General features: G+C 70.6%; 22 protein-coding genes. 15 read left to right on the top strand and 7 right to left on the bottom strand.

Translation table 11 applies throughout. The features are described from left to right. Positions 1-30: 30 nt before the first annotated feature. The 5 genes from LG391_RS05715 to LG391_RS05695 all read left to right on the top strand — a co-directional run bounded on the left by LG391_RS05715 (position 31) and on the right by LG391_RS05695 (position 5353). A complete protein-coding gene (locus LG391_RS05715) occupies positions 31-1023 on the top strand; it encodes a BMP family protein (protein ID WP_225767017.1) in 993 nt (330 codons plus the stop codon). Next, positions 1020-2606, top strand: a complete 1587-nt coding sequence (locus LG391_RS05710; RefSeq protein WP_225767016.1) for an ABC transporter ATP-binding protein — start codon at positions 1020-1022, stop codon at positions 2604-2606. Before LG391_RS05715 ends, LG391_RS05710 begins: the two co-directional genes overlap by 4 nt. Next, positions 2596-3645: an ABC transporter permease gene (locus LG391_RS05705; protein ID WP_225767015.1), complete on the top strand. Its 1050-nt coding sequence runs from the start codon at positions 2596-2598 to the stop codon at positions 3643-3645. The genes LG391_RS05710 and LG391_RS05705 overlap by 11 nt, the downstream gene beginning before the upstream one ends. Continuing rightward, positions 3642-4586: an ABC transporter permease gene (locus LG391_RS05700; protein ID WP_225767014.1), complete on the top strand. Its 945-nt coding sequence runs from the start codon at positions 3642-3644 to the stop codon at positions 4584-4586. Before LG391_RS05705 ends, LG391_RS05700 begins: the two co-directional genes overlap by 4 nt. Positions 4587-4651: 65 nt before the next feature. Then, complete coding sequence (locus LG391_RS05695) at positions 4652-5353, top strand: hypothetical protein (protein WP_225767013.1); 702 nt, start codon at positions 4652-4654, stop codon at positions 5351-5353. Positions 5354-5362: 9 nt separating this feature from the next. On the opposite strand, the gene LG391_RS05690 is transcribed toward LG391_RS05695, so the two are convergent. Beyond that, positions 5363-7108, bottom strand: coding sequence for an acyl-CoA dehydrogenase (locus tag LG391_RS05690; protein ID WP_225767012.1), 1746 nt, complete (start codon positions 7106-7108; stop codon positions 5363-5365). Further along, entirely contained in the window at positions 7105-8022 is a 918-nt protein-coding gene (locus tag LG391_RS05685) for a dienelactone hydrolase family protein (RefSeq protein WP_225767644.1), read from the bottom strand. Before LG391_RS05685 ends, LG391_RS05690 begins: the two co-directional genes overlap by 4 nt. A 120-nt stretch (positions 8023-8142) precedes the next feature. On the opposite strand from LG391_RS05685, the gene LG391_RS05680 reads away from it, so the two are divergent. Further along, the gene (locus tag LG391_RS05680) at positions 8143-9360 is read left to right on the top strand and encodes an OpgC family protein (RefSeq protein ID WP_225767011.1); all 1218 of its coding nucleotides are present in this window, start codon (positions 8143-8145) and stop codon (positions 9358-9360) included. Between the two features lie 277 nt (positions 9361-9637). Further along, a complete protein-coding gene (locus LG391_RS05675) occupies positions 9638-9919 on the top strand; it encodes a hypothetical protein (protein WP_225767010.1) in 282 nt (93 codons plus the stop codon). Positions 9920-9958: 39 nt separating this feature from the next. Here LG391_RS05675 and LG391_RS05670 read toward each other — a convergent pair whose 3' ends face one another. The 3 genes from LG391_RS05670 to LG391_RS05660 all read right to left on the bottom strand — a co-directional run bounded on the left by LG391_RS05670 (position 9959) and on the right by LG391_RS05660 (position 13273). Beyond that, positions 9959-10666 carry a DUF899 family protein gene (locus LG391_RS05670; RefSeq protein WP_225767009.1) on the bottom strand — a complete coding sequence of 236 codons (708 nt, stop codon included), beginning with the start codon at positions 10664-10666 and terminating at the stop codon, positions 9959-9961. Positions 10667-10878: 212 nt separating this feature from the next. Then, positions 10879-12291, bottom strand: a complete 1413-nt coding sequence (locus LG391_RS05665) for an FAD-binding oxidoreductase (RefSeq protein WP_225767008.1) — start codon at positions 12289-12291, stop codon at positions 10879-10881. A gap of 10 nt (positions 12292-12301) precedes the next feature. Beyond that, positions 12302-13273 (bottom strand): L-threonylcarbamoyladenylate synthase, encoded by a 972-nt coding sequence (locus LG391_RS05660; protein WP_225767007.1) that lies wholly within the window; start codon positions 13271-13273, stop codon positions 12302-12304. Positions 13274-13406: 133 nt separating this feature from the next. Here LG391_RS05660 and parA point away from each other — a divergent pair, with 133 nt between their 5' ends. The 4 genes from parA (at position 13407) to LG391_RS05640 (ending at position 16472) form a co-directional block, all read left to right on the top strand. After that, positions 13407-14021, top strand: a complete 615-nt coding sequence (gene parA, locus LG391_RS05655; RefSeq protein WP_225767006.1) for a ParA family partition ATPase — start codon at positions 13407-13409, stop codon at positions 14019-14021. A gap of 62 nt (positions 14022-14083) precedes the next feature. After that, positions 14084-14857, top strand: coding sequence for a histidinol-phosphatase (gene hisN, locus LG391_RS05650; RefSeq protein ID WP_225767005.1), 774 nt, complete (start codon positions 14084-14086; stop codon positions 14855-14857). After that, positions 14857-15306 (top strand): nucleoside 2-deoxyribosyltransferase domain-containing protein, encoded by a 450-nt coding sequence (locus LG391_RS05645; protein WP_225767004.1) that lies wholly within the window; start codon positions 14857-14859, stop codon positions 15304-15306. The genes hisN and LG391_RS05645 overlap by 1 nt, the downstream gene beginning before the upstream one ends. Positions 15307-15368: 62 nt before the next feature. Continuing rightward, positions 15369-16472, top strand: coding sequence for a cis-3-hydroxy-L-proline dehydratase (locus LG391_RS05640; RefSeq protein WP_225767003.1), 1104 nt, complete (start codon positions 15369-15371; stop codon positions 16470-16472). Between the two features lie 153 nt (positions 16473-16625). Here the strand turns inward: LG391_RS05640 and LG391_RS05635 are convergent, their stop codons facing one another. Together LG391_RS05635 and LG391_RS05630 are read right to left on the bottom strand one after the other, a co-directional pair. Further along, positions 16626-16772 (bottom strand): hypothetical protein, encoded by a 147-nt coding sequence (locus LG391_RS05635; RefSeq protein WP_225767002.1) that lies wholly within the window; start codon positions 16770-16772, stop codon positions 16626-16628. Between the two features lie 255 nt (positions 16773-17027). After that, entirely contained in the window at positions 17028-17543 is a 516-nt protein-coding gene (locus LG391_RS05630; protein WP_225767001.1) for a histidine phosphatase family protein, read from the bottom strand. Between the two features lie 110 nt (positions 17544-17653). On the opposite strand from LG391_RS05630, the gene LG391_RS05625 reads away from it, so the two are divergent. From LG391_RS05625 to LG391_RS05610, 4 genes are all read left to right on the top strand, one after another. Further along, the gene (locus tag LG391_RS05625) at positions 17654-19180 is read left to right on the top strand and encodes a helicase HerA-like domain-containing protein (RefSeq protein WP_225767000.1); all 1527 of its coding nucleotides are present in this window, start codon (positions 17654-17656) and stop codon (positions 19178-19180) included. Positions 19181-19283: 103 nt separating this feature from the next. Next, positions 19284-20201: a polyphosphate kinase 2 gene (ppk2, locus tag LG391_RS05620; protein ID WP_225766999.1), complete on the top strand. Its 918-nt coding sequence runs from the start codon at positions 19284-19286 to the stop codon at positions 20199-20201. A 144-nt stretch (positions 20202-20345) separates the two neighbouring features. Then, positions 20346-22538: an RNA degradosome polyphosphate kinase gene (locus LG391_RS05615; RefSeq protein WP_225767643.1), complete on the top strand. Its 2193-nt coding sequence runs from the start codon at positions 20346-20348 to the stop codon at positions 22536-22538. Between the two features lie 14 nt (positions 22539-22552). Then, a complete protein-coding gene (locus LG391_RS05610; protein ID WP_225766998.1) occupies positions 22553-24061 on the top strand; it encodes a Ppx/GppA family phosphatase in 1509 nt (502 codons plus the stop codon). Positions 24062-24068: the final 7 nt, after the last annotated feature.

The following is a 24068-nucleotide window of genomic DNA, read 5'->3' as shown; positions in this document are numbered from 1 at the left end:
GGCGAGCCAAATCACAAGAAGGGGGCATTCATGCTGGGACGTTGGAGTCGCCGGGCGCTGCTCGGCGCGGCGGCGGCGATGCTGGGCGCGGCGGCGCTGCCGCAGGCCCAGGCGGCGGAGAAGCTGGCGGTGGCGGCGGTCTACACCGTGCCGGTCGAGCAGCAATGGGTCAGCCGCATCCACAAGGCGCTGAAGGCCGCGCAGGAGCGCGGCGAGATCGACTACGTCTATTCCGAGAACACGTCGAACACCGACTATGAGCGCGTCATGCGCGAATACGCCGAGGCCGGCAAGAAGCTGATCATCGGCGAGGCCTTCGGGGTCGAGCGCGGCGCCCGGGCGGTGGCCAAGGACTATCCAGACACGGCCTTCCTGATGGGCTCCAGCCTGCCGCCGGCGGAGCCGAACTTCTCGGTCTTCGACAACTACATCCAGGACGCCTCCTACCTCACCGGCATGGTCGCCGGGCTGAAGACGAAGTCGAACAGGATCGGCATGGTCGGCGGCTACCCGATCCCGGAGGTCAACCGGCTGATGCACGCCTTCATGGCCGGGGCGCTGGAGGTCAACCCGCAGGTCAAGTTCTCGATCACCTTCATCGGCTCCTGGTACGACCCGCCCAAGGCCAAGGAGGCGGCCTTCGCCATGGTCGATGCCGGCGCCGACGTGCTGTATGCCGAGCGCTACGGCGTCTCCGATGCGGCCAAGGAGCGCAAGGTGCTGGCCATCGGTAACGTCATCGACACCCAGTCGGAATATCCCGGCACGGTGGTGGCCAGCGCCCTGTGGCATATGGAGCCGACCATCGACCGGGCGCTCAAGGCGGTGGCCGACGGAAGCTTCAAGGCCGAGGATTACGGCCCCTACAGCGCCATGAAGGCGGGCGGCGCCACGCTGGCCCCGCTCGACCCGAAGCTGGTCGACCAGGCGATCATCGACAAGGTGGCCGCCCGGCAGAAGGAGATCGAGAGCGGCGCCTTCACGGTCAAGGTCGACGACAGCGAGCCGAAGCCGACGCTGTGACGCCGAGCTTCGATTCGACCGGCTCCGCGGATGCCGCGCCGGCTTCGCAGGCCGCGCCGGCCTTGCGCCTGCGCGGCATCACCAAGCGCTTCGGCGCGCTCCTCGCCAATGACGGCATCGATCTCGACCTCGCCCGCGGCGAGGTGCTGGCGCTGCTGGGCGAGAACGGCGCCGGCAAGACCACGCTGATGAACATCCTGTTCGGCCATTACGTGGCCGATGCCGGGACGGTCGAGGCGGCGGGGCCGGACGGCGGCCTCGTGCCGCTGCGCCCGGGCTCGCCCCAGGCGGCGCTGGCCGCCGGCATCGGCATGGTGCATCAGCACTTCGCCCTGGCCGACAACCTCAGCGTCTTCGACAACATCGTGCTCGGCTCGCAGCCGCTGTGGCGCCCGGCGCTGCGGCGGCGCGAGGCGCGGGCGAAGCTGGCGGCGCTGATCCAGGCCTCGGGCCTCGCCGTGCCGCTCGACGCGATGGTGTCCGGCCTGTCGGTCGGCGAGCGGCAGCGGGTCGAGATCCTGAAGGCGCTCTACCGCGACGCCCGGATCCTGATCCTGGACGAGCCGACGGCGGTGCTGACCCCGCAGGAGGCCGACGGGCTGTTCGCAGTGCTGCGCCGGCTGGCGGGGCAGGGGCTGGCGATCGTCTTCATCTCCCACAAGCTGGCCGAGGTGCTGGCGATCAGCCGCCGCGTCGTGGTGCTGCGCGCCGGCCGGGTGGTGGCGGAGATGGCGACGGCCGGGGTCGACCGCGCCGCCCTGGCCGAGGCGATGGTCGGCCGCGCCGTGCCGGAGACACACAGGCGCCCGGCAGCACCCCGCGGCCCGGTGCTGGCGCTGGAGGGCGTCACCCTCGGCGGCCCCGGAGGCCGGAAGCGGCTCGACGGCGTGTCGCTCGAGCTTCGCGGCGGCGAGGTGATCGGCATCGCCGGCGTCTCCGGCAACGGCCAGGCGGCGCTGGCCGAGCTGGTCTCGGGCCTGGCCGCGCCGGAGGCAGGCCGTGTCACCCTGTTCGATCGCCCGGCGCCGCTCGGCTCCCCCGCCGCCATGGTCGCGGCCGGGGTCGGCCGCATCCCGGAGGACCGCCATCGCGACGGCGTGGTCGGCGACATGGCGGTGTGGGAGAACGCGGCGCTGGAGGATTACCGCCGGCCGGAGGCGCAGCGAAACGGCCTGCTGCGCCGCGCCGCCCTGCGCGACCGGGCGCGGCGGCTGATCGGCGCCTATGACGTGCGCTGCCCGGGGCCGGAGGCGCGCACCCGGCTGCTCTCCGGCGGCAACATGCAGAAGCTGATCCTCGGCCGGGTGCTGGAGCGGTCGCCCGGCCTGGTCCTGGCGTGCCAGCCGACCCGCGGCCTCGATGTCGGCGCGGTGGCGGAGATCCACGGCAGGCTGCTGGCCGCGCGCGACCGAGGCGCCGGGGTGCTGCTGGTGTCGGAAGATCTCGACGAGTTGTTCGCTTTGTCCGACCGCATCGCCGTGATCTATCGCGGCCGCCTCACCCAGCCCTGGCCGGCGGAGCGGCTGACCATCCGTGCGCTCGGCCTGATGATGGCGGGGCAGGAGCCGGCCGATGCGGCTTGAACCCCGGGAGCGGGCCTCGCCGCTGCTGATGATCGGCGCCTCGGCCGGCGCCGCCTTGTTGGCGCTGCTGCTCTGCGCCGTCCCGCTGCTGTGGGCGGGGGCACCGGTGCTGCAGGCCTATGGCGTGATGATCCAGGGCGCCTTCGGCTCGCGCTTCGCCATCGCCGAGACGCTGTCCCGCGCCACGCCCTTGGTGCTGACCGGCCTGGCCGCCACGGTCGCCTTCCGGGCCAAGCTGTGGAACATCGGGGCGGAGGGGCAGCTTTATCTCGGCGCCCTGGCCGCGACAGCGCTGGGCTCCGGCGCCCTCGACTGGCCGGCCTGGGCCCTGCTGCCGCTGATCCTGCTGGCCGGGGCACTGGCCGGCGGGCTGTGGATGGCGGGGCCGACCCTGCTCAAGACCCGGCTCGGCGTCGACGAGGTGGTGACGACGCTGCTGCTCAACTTCATCGTGCTGCTCTTCGTCTCGATGATGCTGGAAGGGCCGATGAAGGACCCGATGGGCATGGGCTGGCCGCAATCGGCGCCGATCCTCGACGCCGCGGCGCTGCCGAAGCTGATCCCGCGCACCCGCATCCATGCCGGGCTGGTCATCGCCGTCGTCGCTGCCGTCCTGGTCTGGCTGATGCTGGCACGCACCACCTGGGGCTTCGAGATGCGGGCCACCGGCGCCAACCCGTCCGCCGCGCGCTTCGCCGGCATGCCGGTCGGCCGGGTGATGCTGCGCGTCGGCCTGATCTCCGGCGCCCTGGCCGGCCTGGCCGGGGTGGGGGAGGTGGCGGGGCTGAAGGGCTATCTCACCCAGGACCTGTCGCCCGGCTACGGCTATGCCGGCATCGTCGTCGCCATGCTGGCGCAGCTGCACGCGCTCGGGGTGCTGCTGGCGGCGCTGTTCGTGGCCGCGGTCTTCGTCGGCGCCGACAGCATGAGCCGGGCGATCGGCGTCTCCAGCTACATCGCCAACCTGGTGGTCGCCACCTCCCTGCTGACGGTGCTGCTCTCCGGCATCGTCCTGCGCTACCGGGTGAGGTGGCGATGAGCGAGATCCTCGACATCCTGCTGGCCGCCAGCTTCTGGGCGGCAGCGCTGCGCATCGCCACGCCGCTGGTCTTCGGCACGCTGGGCGAGCTGATCTGCGAGCGCGCCGGGGTGCTGAACCTGGGCATCGAGGGCATCTTCACGGCCGGCGCCATGGCCGGCTGGATGTGGGTGTACCAGGGCGGCGACCTGTGGACCGGAGTGCTGTTCGCCGCCGGCGTCGGGGCCGCCTTCGGCCTGCTGCACGCGCTCCTGACCGTGCCGCTCGGCCTGTCGCAGCACGTCACCGGCATCGGCGTCACGCTGCTGGCCACCAGCCTGTCCTATTTCACCTACCGCATGGTGCTGCCGAACGCCTCGACCCCGCCGCGGATCGATCCGTTCCAGCCGGTGTCGCTGCCCGGCCTGTCCGACCTGCCCTGGATCGGGCCGGTGCTGTTCCAGCAGTCGCCGCTGACCTACCTGGCCCTGGCCGCCGTCGCCGTCACCGCCTGGGTCCTGTACCGCACGCCGCTCGGCCTGGCCCTGCGCGCGGTCGGCGAGAACCCGGCAGCGGCCGAGGCGCAGGGGCTCGACGTCGTCGCCATCCGCCTCGGCGCGGTGATGGCCGGGTCGGCGCTGATGGCGGTCGGCGGCGCTTTCCTGACCATGTCGGCCTTCAACGCCTTCTTCTTCGAGATGGTGGCCGGGCGCGGCTGGGTGTGCATCGCCCTGGTGGTCTTCGCCTCCTGGCGGCCGGGCAAGGCGCTGCTCGGCGCCCTGCTGTTCGGCGCCTTCGACGCCTTCCAAGTGCGGCTGCAGCAGCTGGCCGGCGGGGCCGTGCCCTACCAGATCTTCCTGATGCTGCCCTATCTGCTCAGCATCCTCGCCCTGATCGCCATGTCACGCCGCGCCGCGGTGCCGAAGGCGCTGATGGTGCCGTACCGGAAGGGCGAGCGTTAGACTGCGGCCCGCGCCCGTGCTAGGGAAGGGGCGTTGCGAGCCGGTCGCAAATCGGGAGCATGGGAATGAGCGAAGCGCTGCGCCTCTATGTCGGTTACGATTCGCGCGAGGACATCGCGTGGCAGGTCTGCCGTCATTCGGTGCTGCAGCACGCGTCGAAACCGGTCGAGGTCACGCCGCTGAAGCTGCCGGAGCTGCGGGCGCAGGGCATCTACACCCGCCCGGTCGACACGCTGGGCTCGACCGAGTTCACCTTCAGCCGCTTCCTGGTGCCGGCGCTGGCCGGATACAAGGGCTGGGCGGTGTTCTGCGACTGCGACTTCCTGTGGTTCGCCGACATCGCCGACCTCTTTGCCCAGGCGCAGGACCGCTACGCGGTGATGGTCGTGCAGCACGACTATCAGCCGAAGGAGGCGGTGAAGATGGATGGCAAGCCGCAGACAGCATATCCGCGCAAGAACTGGTCCAGCCTGATGCTGTTCAACTGCGCCCATCCGGCGAACGCGACGCTGACGCCGGAGGTGGTGAACCGCGAGACCGGCGCCTTCCTGCACCGCTTCCAGTGGCTGACCGACGACCAGATCGGCTCGCTCGACACCGGCTGGAACTGGCTCGAGGGCTGGTACCCGAAGCCGGAGACGGGCTATCCGCAGGCGGTGCACTACACCCGCGGCGGTCCGTGGTTCGAGAACTACCAGGATGTCGACTACGCCCAGGAATGGCGCGACGCCGCGGCGGAGGTGCAGCGGCTGGGGATTCACGCCTGACGGGCGCGGCTATTCCACCACGCTCCGCCAGCCCTCGGTGATCGGCAGCAGCAGCGCCGCGGCCTGGGGCAGGTACTGCTCGGCGAAGAAGCGGGCATGGGCCAGCTTGGTCGCGCGGAACGCGGCGTCGTCGTCCTCGGCCAGCGCCGCCCGGGCCATCAGCCAGCCGCCGGCCACCAGGCCGAACATGCGCAGGTAGTGGACCGAACTGGCGGCGACGGCGGCGGGGTTCCCGGCCGCGGTCTCGACCACCCAGTCGGTCGCCGCCATCAGCGCCGCCAGGCTCTCCACCAGCCGGTCGCGGATCGGCGCCGCGCCCGGGTGGGCGGCCAGCTCCGCCTGGGTCCGCGCCATCTCCTCGAACAGCTGCCGGGCGGCGACGCCGCCGTCCCGCGCCACCTTGCGGAACGCCAGGTCGTTGGCCTGGATGCCGTTGGTGCCCTCATAGATCGGGGTGATCCGGGCGTCGCGCAGGAACTGGGCGGCGCCGGTCTCCTCGATATAGCCCATGCCGCCATGCACCTGGATGCCGGTCGAGGCGACCTCGCAGCCGACATCCGTGCTCCAGCCCTTCACCACCGGGGTCAGCAGGTCGACCCGGGCCTGGGCGCGGGCACGCTCGATCGGGTCGGGATGGCCGCGAGCGAGGTCCAGTGCCGCGCCGGCGCTGTAGGTCAGGGCCCGCGCCGCCTCGGTCAGGCTGCGCATCGACAGCAGCATGCGGCGGACATCGGGATGGGCCGAGATCGGCGCACCGTTGTCCGCGCCGATCGGCTTGCCTTGGATCCGGGTGGCGGCATAGGCCTCGGCCGCCTGGGTGGCGCGCTCGGCGATCGCCACGCCCTGCAGCCCGACGGTCAGCCGGGCGTTGTTCATCATCGTGAACATGTACTCGATGCCGCGGTTCTCCTGGCCGATCAGGAAGCCGGTGGCGCCGCCCTTGTCGCCATAGGCCATGACGCAGGTCGGGCTGGCATGGATGCCCAGCTTGTGCTCGAGGCTGACGCAGCGCAGGTCGTTGCGCTCGCCCGGGTTTCCGTCGGCGTCGGGCAGCAGCTTCGGCACCAGGAACAGGCTGATGCCCTTGATCCCGGCCGGCGCGTCCGGCGTGCGGGCCAGCACGAGATGGACGATGTTCTCGGCCATGTCGTGGTCGCCATAGGTGATGAAGATCTTCTGGCCGGTGATCCGGTAGCTGCCGTCCGCCTGCCGTTCCGCCTTGGTCCGCACCGCGCCGACGTCCGATCCCGCCTGCGGCTCGGTCAGGTTCATGGTGCCGGTCCAGACGCCGGAGACCAGCTTCGGCAGGTAGGTGCGCTTCTGCTCGTCGGAGCCGTGCGCCTGCAGCGCCTCGACCGCGCCCTGGTTCAGGACCGGGCACAGGCCGAAGGCCAGGCTGGCCGACTGCCACATCTCCGACACCGCCATCGCCACCGCCCAGGGCAGGTCCTGGCCGCCCCATTCCGCCTCGAAGGGCAGCGCGTTCCAGCCGCCGTCGCGATACCGGGCATAGGCCTCACGGAAGCCGGGGGCGGTGCGCACCACGCCGTTCTCCAGCCGCGCGCCCTCGCGGTCGCCGATCGCGTTGAGGGGGGCGATGACCTCGGCCGCCAGCCTGCCCGCCTCCTCCAGCACCGCCTCGACCAGCTCCGGCGTGGTCTCGCCTTTACCGGGCAAGGCGGCGATACTGTCGAGTCCGACCAGATGCCGCAGCACGAAGCGCATGTCGGAGATCGGCGCGGCATAGGCGGTCATCGGACGACTCCCTGGCTTCCGGTCTGGTTCGAGTTTCCGTTTACGTAAAGGGGAGATTTCACCGAACCGGCGCCCAAATCAAGCCCCAGCCGCTTGTCGAGGAAGCTCAGGGCGCGCAGCTCGGCGTCGTCGACCGGGGTCCAGCTCGGGCTCAGCGCCGGCGGATCGGCGATCGGCTGGGTCCGGTCCAGCATCGCCGTGGTCGGGGCGGTGAAGTCGAAGTTGTGCTGCATGCCGGGATAGACGATCAGGCTGACCGCGGCGCCCTTGGACAGCCAGGCGTCGAACAGCGTGTCGCAGGCTGCGGCCGGGGTCACGCTGTCGGCCGCCCCCATCAGCACCAGAAGCGGCGTGTCGCCGACCGGCTGGGCGTCGGTCATGTACTGGTTGCAGCGGGGGTACAGCGCGATCGCCGCGGCGAAATGCGGCGCCGTCTTGGCGATCAGGGACTGCCGCATCGTCGCCGCGGTGGCGACCGCGGTGGTGCCGCCCTGGGACCAGCCGAGGACGGCGATCTGCTTGGGATTGATTTCCTTGCGGGTCTGCAGGTATTCCAGGGCGCCGACCGCGTCCTTGACGCGCAGCTCGACCGGGATCGTCGACAGGCCGACCGAGACGATCTCGCGATAGCCGCGCGGCGTGTAGCTGTCGACCAGGAACATGGCGTAGCCGCTGGCGGTCAGCCGGGTCGCCCAGCGGTCATGCGCCGGGGCGTAGCCGCCGGATCCGTGCAGCCCGACCACGGCCGGGAAGGGGCCCGTGCCCTTGGGCAGGAACAGGCGTCCGGTGATCACCTCGCCGGACAGGCTCTTGAACATCACGGTCTCGGCCGGCGCCATGCCCTGGGCCCGGGCAGGCCGGTGCAGGACCGGCCCGACCGCCAGCAGCAGGATCGCGATGCACAGGCGAAACATGCTCAATCCGCCCCTCCGTGCGGCAGTGTTTCACGACTCGGTTTTCGAGGGAACCTCGTCCTGTATGAAGCGTTCCCCAATTGCATCGCCTCGTCGGGTTGATGCAGTCGGAGAGATGAAATGACCGCACAGACGCCGGTGCGGGACGTTCGGATCGATTTCTTCCGTGGTCTCGCGCTGATCATCATTTTCATCAACCATACGCCCGGGAACATTGCAGGAATGTTCACGCCGCGGATGTATGGGCTGAGCGACGCGGCGGAGATCTTCATCTTCCTGGCCGGCCTGTCCTCGGCGATGGCGTTCGGCCGCAGCTTCGGCCGGGCCGGGTTCCTGGCCGGGCTCGGCCGGGTGGCGCAGCGCGTCTGGCAGCTCTATCGCGCCCATATCGGCCTGTTCATCCTCATCTGCGGCGTCATCGTCGTGGCAAACCGGATGTTCGCCGAGCCGAACTACATCTCCCGCCTCGGCATCGACCGGTTCTTCCAGGATCCTGGCGCGTCGCTGGTCGCCCTGCTGTCGCTGCACTATGTGCCGAACTACTTCGACATCCTGCCGCTCTACATGGTGCTGCTGGCTGCGATCCCGGCGATGGTGCTGCTGGCGCGCCTATCGCCGGCCATCGTGGTCGCGACCTCGGCGGTGCTCTATGTCGGCGCGATCGTGGGCGACTGGAACCTGATCGCGGATTCCACCACCGGCCGCAGCTGGTTCTTCAATCCCTTCGCCTGGCAGGTCCTGTTCGTCGCCGGCTACGGCTACGGTGCCGGCTGGTTCGACGTGCCACAGGCGACGCGCGGCCGCATCACCGCGGCGGTGGTCTATCTCGTCTTCTGCGCCGCGCTGGCGCTGTCGCTGGTCCGGCTGGACGGCGGCCTGTTCGCCGGCATGCGCGACATCCTGGAGCCGCTGGCGCGCAAGACCGATGTCGGCCCCCTGCGGCTGCTGCATTTCTTCGCCCTGGCCTATGTCGTGGTGTCGCTGCTGCGCGCCGCGCCGGGCCTGATCACCCCGCGGGGGGCGGAGCCGGTGGCGATCATGGGCCGGCACTCGCTGTCGGTGTTCCTGCTCGGCATGGCCCTGTCCTTCGTCGGCGGCATCGTCCTCGACCAGACGGGCGCCGGGTTGCTGCCGCATCTCGTGGTCAATCTCGGCGGCATCGCCCTGCTCTGGGTCTGGGCCCGCGGCGCCGCCTGGTTCAACGGTCAGCCCTGGAAGCGCGGCCGCGATGGCGCGCCCCGGCCGGTCCTGGCCCATCGGGTCCGGCCCGCCCGCACGCAGCCGATGCCGGCCCCGGCAATGGTCCGGCTGCGCCTGGCCCCGCGGCGGGCGCTGTAGCCGGACCCGCGGCGCCGAACGGCGACAGCCGTCGGGTTCCGCTCAGTCGATCGACGGAATGATCCAAGTCGCCCGTGTATTGGGATGGAAGGGGCGTTGGGTCCGGTAAGTCATCCCGCCGCCCTGTGGGTAATTCCAAGGTTCGCCGTGAAGTTGCCATGGAATTGCCTCAATTGGAAAACGGCGTGCCGACTGGAGAAGGCCTGGTCGGCTGGAGATGAATATGGTTGCCGGTTCGTTGGGGTCTCGACTCTCGCGGGTTGGTATCGTTGGACTCTTGGTCGCCCTGGCGGCCTGCGGGCCGACCCCGAGCGAGATGCAGCTGAACTACGCCTCGCAGCAATGCTCCTACGGCGATCCCTATGCCTGCGACTCCGTCGGCCCGCTGTCGTACCAGGCCCAGGCGGAGCGGCAGCAGCAGGACACCAACGCCGCTCTGGCGGCCGGCCTGCTGGCGGTCGGCGGCATCGCCCTCGGCGCGGCGCTGGCCGATGACGATGACGGCTATCGCCATCACCGCCATTACCGCGGCGGCTGGGGGCGTCGCGGGCACTGGTGAGGCGGGCGCGGCCGGAGCGGCCGCGCCCGGCCGCTCTTCTCAGTCGTAGCTCAGCTTCGGGTACCAGTCGGCGCCCCGGCCCTCCGGCGTGCAGTCCAGCACCATCCACAGCGGCGCCGGGTCGGGGGCGCCGCGTGGGTCCTGGCCGGGATCGGCGGTGGCGCCGGTCATCTCGCCGGCCCAGAAATGGCGGATCGTGCCGTCGCGCCGGGTGAACACGTTCAGCGCAGGGATGTCCGAGCCGTCGGGCGCGACGCCGAAATAGTCGCGCGAATAGGCCCCGTTCAGGTCGCTGTAGAGGCGCAGGTCGCGCCAGCCGCGCTCGCGCTTCCATGCGGCCAGCCGTGCGAAGGGCGAGCGCGCGACCACGGCCAGCGAGACGCGCTGGCCGATATCGGCGGCGTTGCCCTCCCACGCCCCCAGCAGGTTGGTGCACATCGGGCAGGGGCGCTCGCGCTGCGGCCCGAACATGTAGCTGTAGACCACCAAGGTCTGCTTGTCGCCGAACAGCCCGGCCAGATCGGTCAGACCGTCGGCGCCTTCGAAGCGATAGTCGCCGGTTACCGCGCCGCCGGGCGGCAGGGCGCGGCGCTGGGCGGCGACCCGCTCGATATGGCGCCGCAGCTCGATCTCCTCGGCCAGCAGCGCGGTGCGGGCGGCGCGGTACTCGGCGCTCTCGTTGGGGATGCGGACGGGGTTGGCGCGGGCCAGCTCGGCCGCGGGAGTAAGGGTGTCGCTCTTGGCCATCGGGCGGTCCTCCTCATGGGTCGACACACCTAGTCGCCTGCGCGATGCCGGATTCGACAGCGGTGGAGGTTTTTGTCGACGCGCTGTCCCAATTTCCTGTCATGCCCGGGCTTGACCCGGGCATCCAGAGAATGTCGACGCTCTCTGGATTGCCGGGTCAAGCCCGGCAATGACAGAATTGGGAAGTTAGAGCAAGCGACCGCGAATCCAGACTAAGCCTCGATCACCTTGCCCGGATTCATGATCCCGGCCGGGTCGATCGCCCGCTTGATCCGGCGCATCAGCTCGATTTCGACCGGCGATTTGCGCTCGGCGATCTCGTCGCGCTTCAACAGGCCGACCCCGTGCTCGGCGCTGATCGACCCGTCCAGGGCGACCACGATGTCGTGCACCCGGTGGGCGATCTCCTCCCAGCGCGCCATGAAGGCGTCACGGTCGGCGCCCACCGGCTGGTTCAGGTTGAAGTGGATGTTGCCGTCGCCGAGATGGCCGAACCCCACCACACGCACGCCCGGCACCATGGTTTCGGCCAAGGCCGTCGCATGCTCCAGGAACTCCGGCACCTTCGCCACAGGCACGGCGATGTCGTGCTTGATCGCCCCGCCCTCGAAGCGCTGGCCTTCGACGATCGCCTCGCGCAGGTGCCAGAACGCCTTGCGCTGCGCCTCGCTCGACGCGATCGCGGCGTCCGCCACCAGCCCGGCCTCGAAGCCCTCGGCCAGGATCGCCTCCAGCTGATCCGCCAGCTTCGCGTCGGCGGCGGGGGAGGACAGCTCCAGCAGCACGTACCAGGGATGCGGCTCCGCCATCGGGTCAACCACGCCCGCGACATGGCGCAGCGCGAAGTCGATCGCCAGGCGCGGCATCAGCTCGACCCCGGTGACCGACCCGCCGGCCTCGGCCCGGGCGCGGCCGAACAGGGCCACGGCGGCGGCCGGGTCCGGCACCGCCACCAGCGCCGCGGCGACGCTGCGCGGACGCGGGAACAGCTTCAGCACCGCGGCGGTGATCACGCCCAGCGTGCCTTCGGCGCCGATGAACAGCTGCTTCAGGTCGTAGCCGGTGTTGTCCTTGCGCAAAGCCCGCAGCCCGTCCCAGACCCGGCCGTCGGGCAGCACAACCTCGAGGCCCAGCACCAGGTCGCGGGTGTTGCCGTAGCGCAGCACCGCGGTGCCGCCGGCATTGGTCGACAGGTTGCCGCCGATCCGGCAGCTGCCTTCGGCGCCGAGGCTCAGCGGGAACAGCCGGTCGGCCGCCTCCGCCGCCGCCTGCACCTGGGCCAGGATCACGCCGGCCTCGACCGTGATGTGGTCGCCCTCGGCGTCGATCTCGCGGATCCGGGTCAGACGGTCGGTCGACAGCAGGACCTGCCCGGCCGCGGCCACGGCGCCGCCGCACAGGCCGGTGTTGCCGCCCTGCGGCACCACGCCGATGCCGCGTTCGGCGCACAGCCTGACCACCGCGGCCACCTCGGCGGTCGATCCCGGCCGCACCACGACACCGGCCGTGCTCCGGTACTTGCCGCGCCACTCCTTCAGATAGGGCGCGATGTCCGCCGCCTCGTGCAGCACGCCCTGCGGGCCGGTGATGGCGGTCAGGGCGTCCAGCAGCGCGGCGTCGGTCATCGTTCGCTCCCTAGGGTCGTGGGGCCGCGGCGCGGCGCAGCCGGTCGTTGATCGCGGCGCCCAGGCCGGATTCGGGGATCGGCGCCACGGCGATGGTGCCGGCGCCGGTCTTGTCCAGGGCCCGCAGCATGGCGAACAGGTTGGCGGCCGCCTCGGCCAGGTTGCCCTTCTCGCTCAGGTTCATCACCTTCGGCCCGCTGCGCAGGTCGGGGCCGAAGGTCAGCAGCACCTCGTCCGGCCCGATCGCGCCGGCGTTCAGCCGCACCTGCGCCCGCGGCGCGTAGTGGCTGGCCAGCTGGCCGGGCGAGGCTGGCCGCTCCGGATCCTTCTCCGGCAGGGCGATGGGGCCCAGCAGGGCGGTCAGCTCCTCGACCGTCACCCCGCCGGGGCGCAGCAGAACCGGCCGCTCGCCGGTCAGGTCCAGCACCGTCGATTCCAGCCCGACGGCGCAGCGCCCACCGGCCACCACCAGCGACACCCGGCCGGACAGCCCGTCCAGCACGTGCTGCGGCGTTGTCGGGCTGACGGCGCCGGAGACATTGGCGCTGGGCGCCGCCACCGGCCGGCCGACCGCGGCCAGCAGGCGCCGGGCCGCCGGATGCGCCGGCACCCGGATCGCCAGGCTGTCCAGCCCGGCCGAGGCCAGCAGCGACACTGGGCAGCCCTCGCGCCGCGGCAGCACCAGGGTCAGCGGCCCCGGCCACAGCGTCTCGGCGACGCGGCGGGCACGCTCGTCGAACAGCACCAGATCCTCGGCCTGCCCGGCGTCGGCCAGGTGGCAGATCAGCGGGTTGAAGCTGGGCCGCCGCTTGGCTTCGAAGATCGCGGCCACGGCGCGGTCGTTGGTGGCATCGCCGCCCAGGCCGTAGACAGTCTCGGTCGGGAAGGCGACCAGCTTGCCCTCGCGCAGCAGCGCCGCGGCGCGGGCGATGCCGGCGGGGCCGTCATCGACGATCTCGGGCTTGATCGGGGCGGTGTCCATGCCCGCTCTAATAGCTCGATCCGCCGTCGGGGGGCCAATGCGCTCAGGGGAAGGCCGCCATCTCCCGGCCGGACATCTCATGTTGCGCTGCAGCAAAAGCCGGGCGACACTTCCGCGAAACGGAGGGTGCGAAATGGCCGGTCGAACGATCACCGTGGCGCAGCAGAAGGGCGGGGCGGGGGAGACCACGCTGGGAGCGCCTCTCGCCGCCGCCCTCGTCCACTCCGGCCTCCCGGTCGCGACCGTCGACATCGATCCGCAGGGCAGCCTCAGCCGCTGGGTCGAGGCGCGCGGCGACGATCCCGGCTTCACCCATCTGCGCATCACCGGATGGCGGGTGCCGGCCGAGGTCGACCGGGCACGGGCGAAGCACGACCTGGTGCTGATCGACAGTCCGCCGCATGCCGCCTCCGACGCCCGCATCGCGGTACGGGCGGCGCAGCTGGTCCTGGTGCCGATCCAACCCAGCCCGATGGACCTCTGGGCCACACAGCCGACGCTGGACCTGGCGGCGGAGGAGAAGGTGCCGGCCCGCATCGTGCTGAACCGGGTGCCGTCGCGCTCCAAGGTCGCCGACGCGCTGGAGGTCGAGATCGGCCGGCTCGGCATCCCGGTGCTGCCGGCGCGGATCGGCAACCGAACCGGCTTCGCCGCGGCGATGCTGTCCGGCCGCACCCTGGTCGAGACCGCGCCGAGCACGAAGGGGGCGGAGGAGATCGCGGCATTGGCGGCGGCGCTGCGGACGTAGGCTTGCCTGCCGGCTCGTTTCCGGCGAGGCTGCGGCCCCGCCCGTCGTTCCGAGCCCTCGCCATGACCGCCAATTCCCTCGTCGCCTTCGCCGAAAGCCTGGCCGACGCCGCCCGCCCGGCGGCGATGCGCTGGTTCCGCACCGGGCTCGCGGTCGAGGACAAGGCCGACGACTCGCCGGTCACCATGGCCGACCGCTCGGTCGAGCAGCTGATGCGACAGATGATCAACGGCCGCTACCCCGATCACGGCATCCTCGGCGAGGAGCATGGTCGCGAGGGCCTCGACCGCGACCTGGTCTGGGTGCTGGACCCGATCGACGGCACCCGCGCCTTCATCGCCGGCGTGCCGACATTCGGTTCGCTGATCGCCCTGGTCGAGAAGGGGCGGCCCCTGGTTGGCGTGATCGAGATGCCGGCGCTGGGCGAGCGTTTCGTCGGCCATGCCGGCCACCCGTCGCTGGCCGGCGGCAAGCCCTGCCGCACCCGCGACTGCGGCGGCCTCGGCAACGCCATCCTTACCACCACCTCGCCGGAGGTGTTCTCCGGCGACTCCCTCGAGGCCTTTGGGCGGCTGGCCGGGGCGGTGAGGCATCGCCGCTACGGCCTCGACTGCTACGGCTATGCCCTGGTCGCGCTGGGCTGCATCGACCTGGTGATGGAGCGCGGCCTGCAGCCCTACGACTACATGGCGCTGGTGCCGGTGATCGAGGGCGCCGGCGGCGTCGTCACCGACTGGCAAGGCCGGCCGCTCGGCCTCGATTCCTCCGGCGAGGTCCTGGCGGCCGCCACCCCGGCGCTGCACCAGGCGGCGCTGGACGTGATCGGCCGCGGCTGATGCCGCGCCTGTACTTCGCCGGGCCGCTGTTCTCGGCCGCCGAGCAGGTGTTCAACGCCGTGCTGGCCGAGCGGATCGAGGCGCTGGGCTTCACCGTCTTCCTGCCGCAGCGCGACGGGGTGGAGAGCAGCCGCGAGCCCTGGGCGGCGATGACGCCGGAGCAGCGGCGCCGCGCCATCTTCGAGCTCGACCGCGACCAGGTCTTCGCCTGCGACGTGCTGCTGTTCGTGCTCGACGGCCGGGTGCCGGACGAGGGCGCGGCGCTGGAGCTCGGCATGGCCTATGCCCATCGCCAGCTGGCCAAGCCCGGGCGCCGGCTGGTCGGGCTGCACACCGATTCCCGCGCCGCCTTCCTCGGCGCCCGGCTGAACCCGATGCTGGCGGTGCCGCTCGACGCCGTGTTCGACGACGCGGATTCGCTGCTGGGCTATCTCGCCGGCATCCGCTGACCGGCCTTTGACAGGCTGGGGCCGACGCGCGAAGGTTCCGCGCCACTGCCGCGGGAGGCCCCATGCGCATCCCCCGGATCGCCGTCCCCCAGGTGGACCTGCCGCTGCACGAGGGCAGCTACAGATGGTCGGGCGGCAACGCCGTCACCGTGTTCGACAGCACGCTGGTGCGGATCGACACCGATGCCGGCCTGACCGGCTGGGGCGAGGTCTGCCCGCTCGGCCCCGCCTATCTGCCGGCCTATGCCGAGGGGGCGCGGACCGGGCTGCGCGAGCTGGCGGCGGGGCTGATCGGGCTCGACCCGCGGCAGCTCGGCGTGCTTGACCGCCATCTCGACCGGTCGATGCGCGGCCACCCCTACGTCAAGTCGGCGGTCGACATCGCCTGCTGGGACATCCTCGGCAAGGCCGCCGGCCTGCCGGTCTGCGATCTGCTGGGCGGCCGGTACGGCGACGACTTCGCCCTCTACCGCGCCATCAGCCAGGAAAGCCCGGAGGCGATGGCCGCGCGGGTCGCGGAATACCGCGCCCAGGGCTACACCAAGTTCCAGCTCAAGGTCGGCGGCGACCCGGACACCGACATCGCCCGCATCCATGCCGTGGCGGCAAAGCTGCAGCCGGGCGACGTGCTGATCGCCGACGCCAACACCGGCTGGCTGATGCACCAGGCGGCGCGGGTGGTCGACGCCGTGCGCGATGTCGACGTGTATATCGAGCAGCCCTGCCGCAGCTACGAGGAGTGCCTGACGATCCGCCGCCGCACCGCCCGGCCCTTCGTGCTGGACGAGGTGATCGACGGGCTGCCCGCGGTGCTGCGCGGCGCGGCGGACGGCGCCATGGACGTGATCAACCTGAAGATCTCCAAGGTCGGCGGCCTGACCCGGGCGCGGCAGATCCGCGACCTCTGCGCCGCCCTCGGCATCGCCATGACGATCGAGGACACCTGGGGCGGCGACGTCGCCACCGCGGCGATCGCCCATCTCGCCCATTCGACCCCGCCGGAGCTCCTGTTCTCGGCGACCGACTTCAACTCCTACGTCACCGTCTCGACCGCGCCCGACGCGCCGCGCCGCAAGCACGGCCGGATGGCCGCCGGCACCGCCCCGGGCCTGGGGGTGACCCCGGACCCGGCGGTGATCGGCGACCCGGTCTTCGTGGTCGGGTAAGAGACCATTTGGAAATGCGCTGGCGTGAGTCGGCTGGTGGTGGTTTCGAGAACCGGAGCGCAGCGCACGTTTGATGCGTGAGCACCGGAAGCGGAAAAACCGCCATCAGACGGCCGCGCCAGGTGCATTTCCAAACGGTCTCTCAGGCCCCGCTCACCAGACGTGATAGTACGGATGATAGTAGTACGAGTGGTAATAGACCGGGTGCGGATAGGCGGGATAGACGACGCAGCTGGCCAGTGAGGCGGCTGCGATCAGGGCCGCACCGGTCTTGAGCAGGCGGGCGGAGAGACGCGACATGGCGAACATCCTCTGCTGACGTCCGCGTCCGGTCGGGACGCGGTGTCGTTTCCACGCCCCCGAGATTTCGTCCCGTCGCCAGTATCTGTCATCTTACGATAAGTTCATTCGAAGGATAGTGCCGCCGTATGGCCGTTCGATCTCCGGATGGTTTGAGATTGATGAATAATTTGAAAGGTGGAAGCGGTTGAGAATTACGGTTGTTCTGTATGAGCTTTCGAATACCCGTTTCTGATTTGGGTGGAATTGAGGCGATCAGCTCTTGATCGTCTTCGGCGTCTCGAACGCCACCAGCCGCCCGCCCGGGCCGGCCTCGGCCCAGCGATCGACCGGCAGCTCGATCACCGCCAGGCCGGCGGTCGGATATTTCTCCGCCAGCCGGGTCCGCGCCGCCTCGTCGCCCGTCGCCGCCAGCCGGCGCGCCAGCTGCTCCAGGTCCGGGTTGTGGCCGACCAGCAGCACCGTTTCCGCCTCGTCCGGCGCCCGGCGCAGCCGGGCCAGCACCCCGGCGCCGCCGGCCAGGTACAGGCCGCGATCGAAGCGGGTCTCGGGGGCGGCGCCCAGCGCCTCCAGCGCCAGCGCCAGCGTCTGCCGGGCGCGGGTGGCGGTCGAGCACAGCGCCAGATCGGGCATCGGGCCGTGCGCCTTCAGCCAGGCGCCCATCCGGGGCGCGGCGTCGCGGCCGCGCGCCGCCAGCGGCCGGTCGTGGTCGGCCAGGGTCGGGTCGGCCCAGTCGGATTTCGCGTGCCGCAGCAGGATCAGGGTCTTCATCGTACCTCTCAGCGGACATACCCTGCGCAACATCTGGCGCCGCGTCCAGGCGCGAGGCACCATGCGGATGATGCGCCCGTTATGCCGGGCTGCGGGCCGAGGAGACGGACATGACCGACGGACTCTACTTTGCCAAGGGCCAGCGCGAGCACCGGCTGCTGCTCGGCCTCGGCAACCGCCACGGACTGATCGCCGGCGCCACCGGCACCGGCAAGACGGTGTCGCTGAAGGTCCTGGCCGAGGGCTTCAGCCAGGCCGGCGTGCCGGTCTTCGTCGCGGATGTGAAGGGCGACATCGCCGGCATCAGCCAGCCCGGCGCGGCCAATCCGAAGATCGAGGAGCGCGCCAAGACGCTCGGCCTCGGCGAGCTCAAGTACCAGGGCTTCCCGACCGTGTTCTGGGACCTGTACGGCAAGCAGGGCACGCCGGTCCGCGCCACGGTGGCGGAGATGGGGCCGCTCCTGTTGTCCCGCCTGCTGCAGCTCAACGACACGCAGGAGGGCGTGCTCAACATCGCCTTCAAGGCGGCGGACGAGGAAGGGCTGCTGCTGCTCGACCTCAAGGACCTGCAGGCGCTGCTGGCCCATATGGCCGAGAACGCGTCGAAGTTCACCGGCGTGTACGGCAACGTCTCCAAGGCTTCGGTCGGCAGCATCCAGCGCCAGCTGCTGGTGCTGGAGCAGCAGGGGGCGGAGGCCTTCTTCGGCGAGCCGGCGCTCGACCTCACGGACCTGATCCGCACCGGTCCCGACGGACGCGGCGTGATCAACGTGCTGGCGGCGGAGACGCTGATCCAGGCGCCGCGGCTCTACGCCACCTTCCTGCTTTGGCTCCTCTCCGAGCTGTTCGAGCGCCTGCCCGAGGTCGGCGACCCGGACAAGCCGAAGCTGGTGTTCTTCTTCGACGAGGCGCATCTGCTGTTCGACGACGCGCCCAAGGCGCTGGTCGAGAAGGTCGAACAGGTGGTGCGGCTGATCCGCTCCAAGGGCGTCGGCGTCTACTTCGTCACCCAGAATCCGATCGACGTGCCGGACAAGGTGCTGGCCCAGCTCGGCAACCGGGCGCAGCACGCGCTGCGCGCCTTCACCCCGCGCGACCAGAAGGCGCTGAAGGCCAGCGCCGACACCTTCCGCACCGAAGCCGGCCTCGACGTCGCCCGCGCGTTGCAGGAGCTGGCGGTGGGCGAGGCGCTGGTCTCCTTCCTCGACCCCAAGGGCATCCCCGAGGTGGTCGAGCGGGCGCTGGTCTGCCCGCCGGTCTCGCGCCTCGGCCCGATCACCGATGCCGAGCGCCAGGCGGCGATCGCGGCCGGCGGGATGAGCACGAAATACAGCACCGCGGTCGACCGCGACTCCGCCTATGAGAAGCTGAGCGCCAAGGCGGCCGAGGCGCAGCAGCAGGCGGCGGAGGCCGCCGAGACCAAGGTCGAGGCGAAGGCCGAGGCCAGGGAAGGCCCCAGCATGGCGGAGACCATCTTCCGCGACGTCATCCGCAACGCCGGCAGCTCGGTCGGCACCCAGCTGGGCCGCAGCCTCGGCCGCAGCGTCGGCGGTTCGGGCGCCAGCACGCTCGGCGGCACCATCGGCCGCGCCGTGGTCCGCGGCATCCTCGGCTCGCTCTTCGGCGGGAGGCGCTGAGGCGAAGCGTCCGGACGAGGGGCACGGGGAGCGCGACCGGCGGCGCTGTCACCAAACTGCATAAGCTTCCGGGTACACGGGTGGGGCAGCAGGAGACAGGCACATGGCTGAGCTGAAAGACACCGAGACCCGCAGCTGGCTCGAGATCGAACTCGAGGACGACATCGACGAGGAGCTGGAGCAGGCGGTCGACGACGCCCGCGTCCCGCCCGAGCTGCGCGCCCTGCTCGAGACGCGCCGGAAGAACACCCTCGACCGACGCACCTATTTCAACGAGCTGCTGCGCCTTCAGGGCGAGCTCGTGAAGCTGCAGGACTGGGTGCAGTACAACGGCCTCAAGATGGTTGTCCTGTTCGAGGGCCGTGACAGCGCCGGCAAGGGCGGCGCCATCAAGCGCATCACGCAGCGCGTCAATCCGCGCACCTGCCGGGTGGTGGCGCTGCCGGCCCCTTCGGACCGCGAGAAGACCCAGTGGTACTTCCAGCGCTACGTGCCGCACCTGCCGGCGGCCGGGGAGATCGTGCTGTTCGACCGCAGCTGGTACAACCGCGCCGGCGTCGAGCGCGTCATGGGCTTCGCCAGCGAAAGCCAGGTGGAGGATTTCTTCCGCGACGTGCCGGAGTTCGAGCGCATGCTGGTGCGCTCCGGCATCATCCTGGTGAAGTACTGGTTCTCCATCACCGACGAGGAGCAGCAGCTGCGCTTCCTCATGCGTATCCACGACCCGATCAAGCAGTGGAAGCTCTCGCCCATGGACCTGCAGTCCCGGGTGCGCTGGGAGCAGTACACCAAGGCCAAGGAGGACATGTTCGAGCGCACCAGCATCCCCGAGGCGCCGTGGCACATCGTGGAGGGCAACGACAAGAAGCGGGCGCGCCTGAACTGCATCTCCCACCTGCTCTCGATGGTGCCTTACGGCGAGGTGCCGCACGAGGAGATCACGCTGCCGGAGCGGATGTTCGACCCGAACTACGAGCGCCGCACGCTGCCGGCCGAGCTCTATGTGCCCCAGCGCTACTGAGGGGCGGGGACCGGGCGCGGCAACCCGCGCCCGGCCATGGCGTTTCCGGTTCGGGCTTGTGTATAGTGGCGCCGACATCGGGCTTGGTAAGGGCTTGATATTACAGTTTTGTTACGATCGATGAAGGTGAGGCGATCCGTGAGCATGTTGCAGAGCACCGCCGAGGCTGTTCCCGCCGAGGCGCCGGAGGCCGTCCGCGCTCCCGCCCTGCCTGCGATCCCCGCGGATTCGCCCGACCGCTTCATCAACCGGGAGCTGTCCTGGCTGGCCTTCAACCAGCGCGTGCTGGAGGAGGCCTACAACACCCGCTACCCGCTCCTGGAGCGGCTGCGCTTCCTGTCGATCTCGGCCTCGAACCTTGACGAGTTCTACATGGTCCGCGTCGCCGGGCTGAAGGCGCAGGTGGCGCTCGGCGTCGTCTCGCCCAGCCAGGACGGGCTCAGCCCGGCGCAGCAGCTCGGCGAGATCACCGCCCGGGTGCAGGAGCTGATGCGCGACCAGCAGCATTGCTGGCGCGCCCTGAGCGAGGAGCTGCGCGCTGCCGGCATCGCCGTGGTCGGGCAGGACGAGCTGACCAGATCGGAGAAGGCCTGGCTGGAGGAACGGTTCCTCAGCGAGATGTTCCCGGTGTTGACGCCGCTCGCGATCGATCCGGCGCATCCCTTCCCCTTCATCCCCAATCTCGGCCTCTGCCTGGCCCTGACCCTGGTCAACACCGGGGAGGAGACGCAGGACGAGATGGAAGCGATCGTGCCGCTGCCGCCGCAGCTCGACCGCTTCACCCGGCTGCCCGGATCGCCGATCCGCTTCGTGCTGATCGAGGACATCGTCAAGCTGTTCCTCGACCGCCTCTTCCCCGGCTACACGCCGCGCGCCAGCGGCGTGTTCCGGGTCATCCGCGACAGCGAGATGGAGATCGATGAAGAGGCGGAGGACCTGGTCAAGACCTTCGAGAGCGCTCTGAAGCGCCGGCGCAAGGGCGTCGTCATCCGCCTTGCCGTCTCCTCCGACGTGCCGGAATCGCTGCGCCGCTTCGTCTGCGAGAAGCTGAAGGTGAAGGAGGACGACGTCTTCGCCATGGACCGGCTGCTCGGCCTCAGCGACACGAGGAAGCTGATCGTCGACGAGCGGCCGGAGCTGCTGTTCCCGCCCTACAACGCCCGGTTCCCGGAGCGGGTGCGGGATTTCGGTGGCGACAGCTTCGCCGCGATCCGGGCCAAGGACATCATCGTCCATCATCCCTATGAGAGCTTCGACATCGTCGTCCAGTTCCTGCGCCAGGCGGCGCGCGACCCCGACGTCGTGGCGATCAAGCAGACGCTCTACCGCACCTCGAAGGACTCGCCGATCGTCCAGGCCCTGGTTGAGGCGGCGGAGGCCGGCAAATCGGTCACCGCGATGGTCGAGCTGAAGGCCCGCTTCGACGAGGAGGCCAACATCCGCTGGGCCCGCGACCTGGAGCGGGCGGGCGCGCAGGTGGTCTACGGCATCATTCACCTGAAGACCCACGCCAAGGTCTCGATGGTGGTGCGGCGCGAGCAGGGCGGCCTGCGCACCTATACCCATTTCGGGACCGGCAACTACCACCCGATCACCGCCAAGATCTACACCGACCTGAGCTTCTTCACCTGCGACCCGGCGCTCGGCCGCGACGCCGCGGCGATGTTCAATTACATGACCGGCTACGCCAAGCCGGCGAAGCTGGACAAGCTGTCGATCGCGCCCCTGTTCCTGCGCGACCGGATCATGGAGCTGATCGAGGCCGAGATCGAGAACGCCAAGGCCGGCAAGCCGGCCCAGATCTGGGTCAAGCTGAACGCCCTGGTCGACGCCACCATCATCGACAAGCTGTACCAGGCCTCCCAGGCCGGGGTGGAGATCGACCTGGTGATCCGCGGCATCTGCTGCCTGCGCCCCGGCGTGCCCGGCCTGTCGGAGAACATCCGGGTGCATTCGATCGTCGGCCGATTCCTGGAGCACGCCCGCATCCTGTGCGTCGCCAACGGCCAGCGGCTGCCCTCACGCCAGGCCAAGGTGTTCCTGTCCTCGGCCGACTGGATGCCGCGCAACCTCGACGGCCGGATCGAGAGCCTGGTGCCGCTCGAGAACGCCACCGTCCGCCAGCAGGTGATGGAGCAGATCATGCTGGCCAATCTGAAGGATGAATCGAACACCTGGATGCTCGCCCCCGATGGCCGCTATCATCGGATCGACGCGCCTGAGGACGCTTTCAGCGCGCATATGTACTTCATGACCAACCCCAGCCTGTCCGGCCGGGGCAGCGCCTTGAAGGATGCGAAACGGGCGCCGCGTCGCCTGGTCAAGCCCGCGGAATGAGGATCTGAGGCTAGGTGTTCCGTATCGGACCGATCGTGCCGTCCCGGCCGGGGCGGGTGGGCGTCATCGACATCGGCTCGAACTCGATCCGTCTCGTCGTCTATGACCGGGTCACCCGGTCGCCCGTCCCGGTGTTCAACGAGAAGGTGATGTGCGGGCTCGGCCGCGGCCTGGGCCAGGCCGGCCGGCTGTCGCCCGAGGGCGTCGTCCAGGCGCTCGACAACCTCTCCCGCTTCACCCGGCTGCTCGAGGGCATGGGCGTCGACCGGGTCGACGTGCTGGCCACCGCGGCGGTGCGCGAGGCCGAGGACGGCGCCGATTTCGTCGCCGAGGTCGAGCGCCGCTGCGGCCTGCCGGTCACCGTGATCAGCGGGGTGGAGGAGGCGCGGCTGTCCGCGCTCGGCGTCCTCTCCGGCATCCGCGACGTCGACGGCGTGATGGGCGATCTCGGCGGCGGCTCGCTCGAGCTGGTCGGCCTCGACCGCGGCGAGATCGACGAGCAGGTGACCCTGCCGCTCGGGCCCTTCCGGCTGATGGACGAGACCGGCGCGCGCAAGGAGGCGCGCAGCGTCGTGCTCGATACGCTGGGCCAGCAGGACTGGCTGCCGGCCTATGCCGGCCGCAGCTTCTACCCGGTCGGCGGCGCCTGGCGCGCCATCGCCAAGCTGTACATGGAGCGGGTGAACCACCCGCTGCACATCATTCATCAGTACACGGTGCCGACCGGGCCGCTCGCCGAGTTCGTCGGGCTGGTGGCGAAGCAGAGCAAGGGGGCCCTGTCCGGCGCCTCGATCTCGCGCCGCCGGATCGAGATGCTCCCGATGGCGGCGCTGGTGCTGGAAGGCGTGCTGAAGACGCTGAAGCCGGCGCGGGTGGTGTTCTCCGCCCTCGGCCTGCGCGAGGGGCACCTGTTCGACCTGCTGCCGCCGGAGGACCAGGCGCGCGACCCGCTGATCTTCGCCGCCGCCGAGCTGGCGCACCGGCTCGACCGCTTCGGCCATGCCGAGGTGGTGGCGGAATGGACCCGGTCGGTGTTCCCGGACGAGACCGCCGACGACGCGCGGCTGCGCCAGGCGGCCAGCCTGCTCTCCGACATCGGCTGGTTCGAGCATCCCGACTATCGCGCCGAGCACGCCTGGCTGCGGGTGCTGCGCATGCCGGTCGCAGGCCTCGATCATGCCGAGCGCGTGTTCCTGGCGGCCGCCGTCTATGTCCGCTACGGCGGCAGCCTCGGCGACGCGCTGACCGGGCCGGTGCTCGAGTTGCTGACCGAGGCGATGCGCGGCCGGGCGCTGCTGCTCGGCCAGGCCCTGCGCCTGGCCCATACCCTGACCGGCGGCGCCACCTCGCTGCTCGAGCGCACCAGCCTCTCGGTGTCGGGGGAGGCGGTGGTGCTGACCCTGCCGGCCGACGAGGAGGCGCTGACCGGCCTCGCCGTCGACCGCCGGCTCGATGCCGTGGCCAAGGCGCTGGGCAAGCCGGGCCGCGTCGTGATCGAGGAAACGCGCCGGGCGGCGGGGTAGGGAGGCC

The organism is Inquilinus sp. Marseille-Q2685, assembly GCF_916619195.1.
In the GTDB taxonomy this organism is placed as follows: Bacteria; Pseudomonadota; Alphaproteobacteria; order DSM-16000; family Inquilinaceae; genus Inquilinus.
This window is presented reverse-complemented; position numbering and strand designations above follow the sequence as displayed.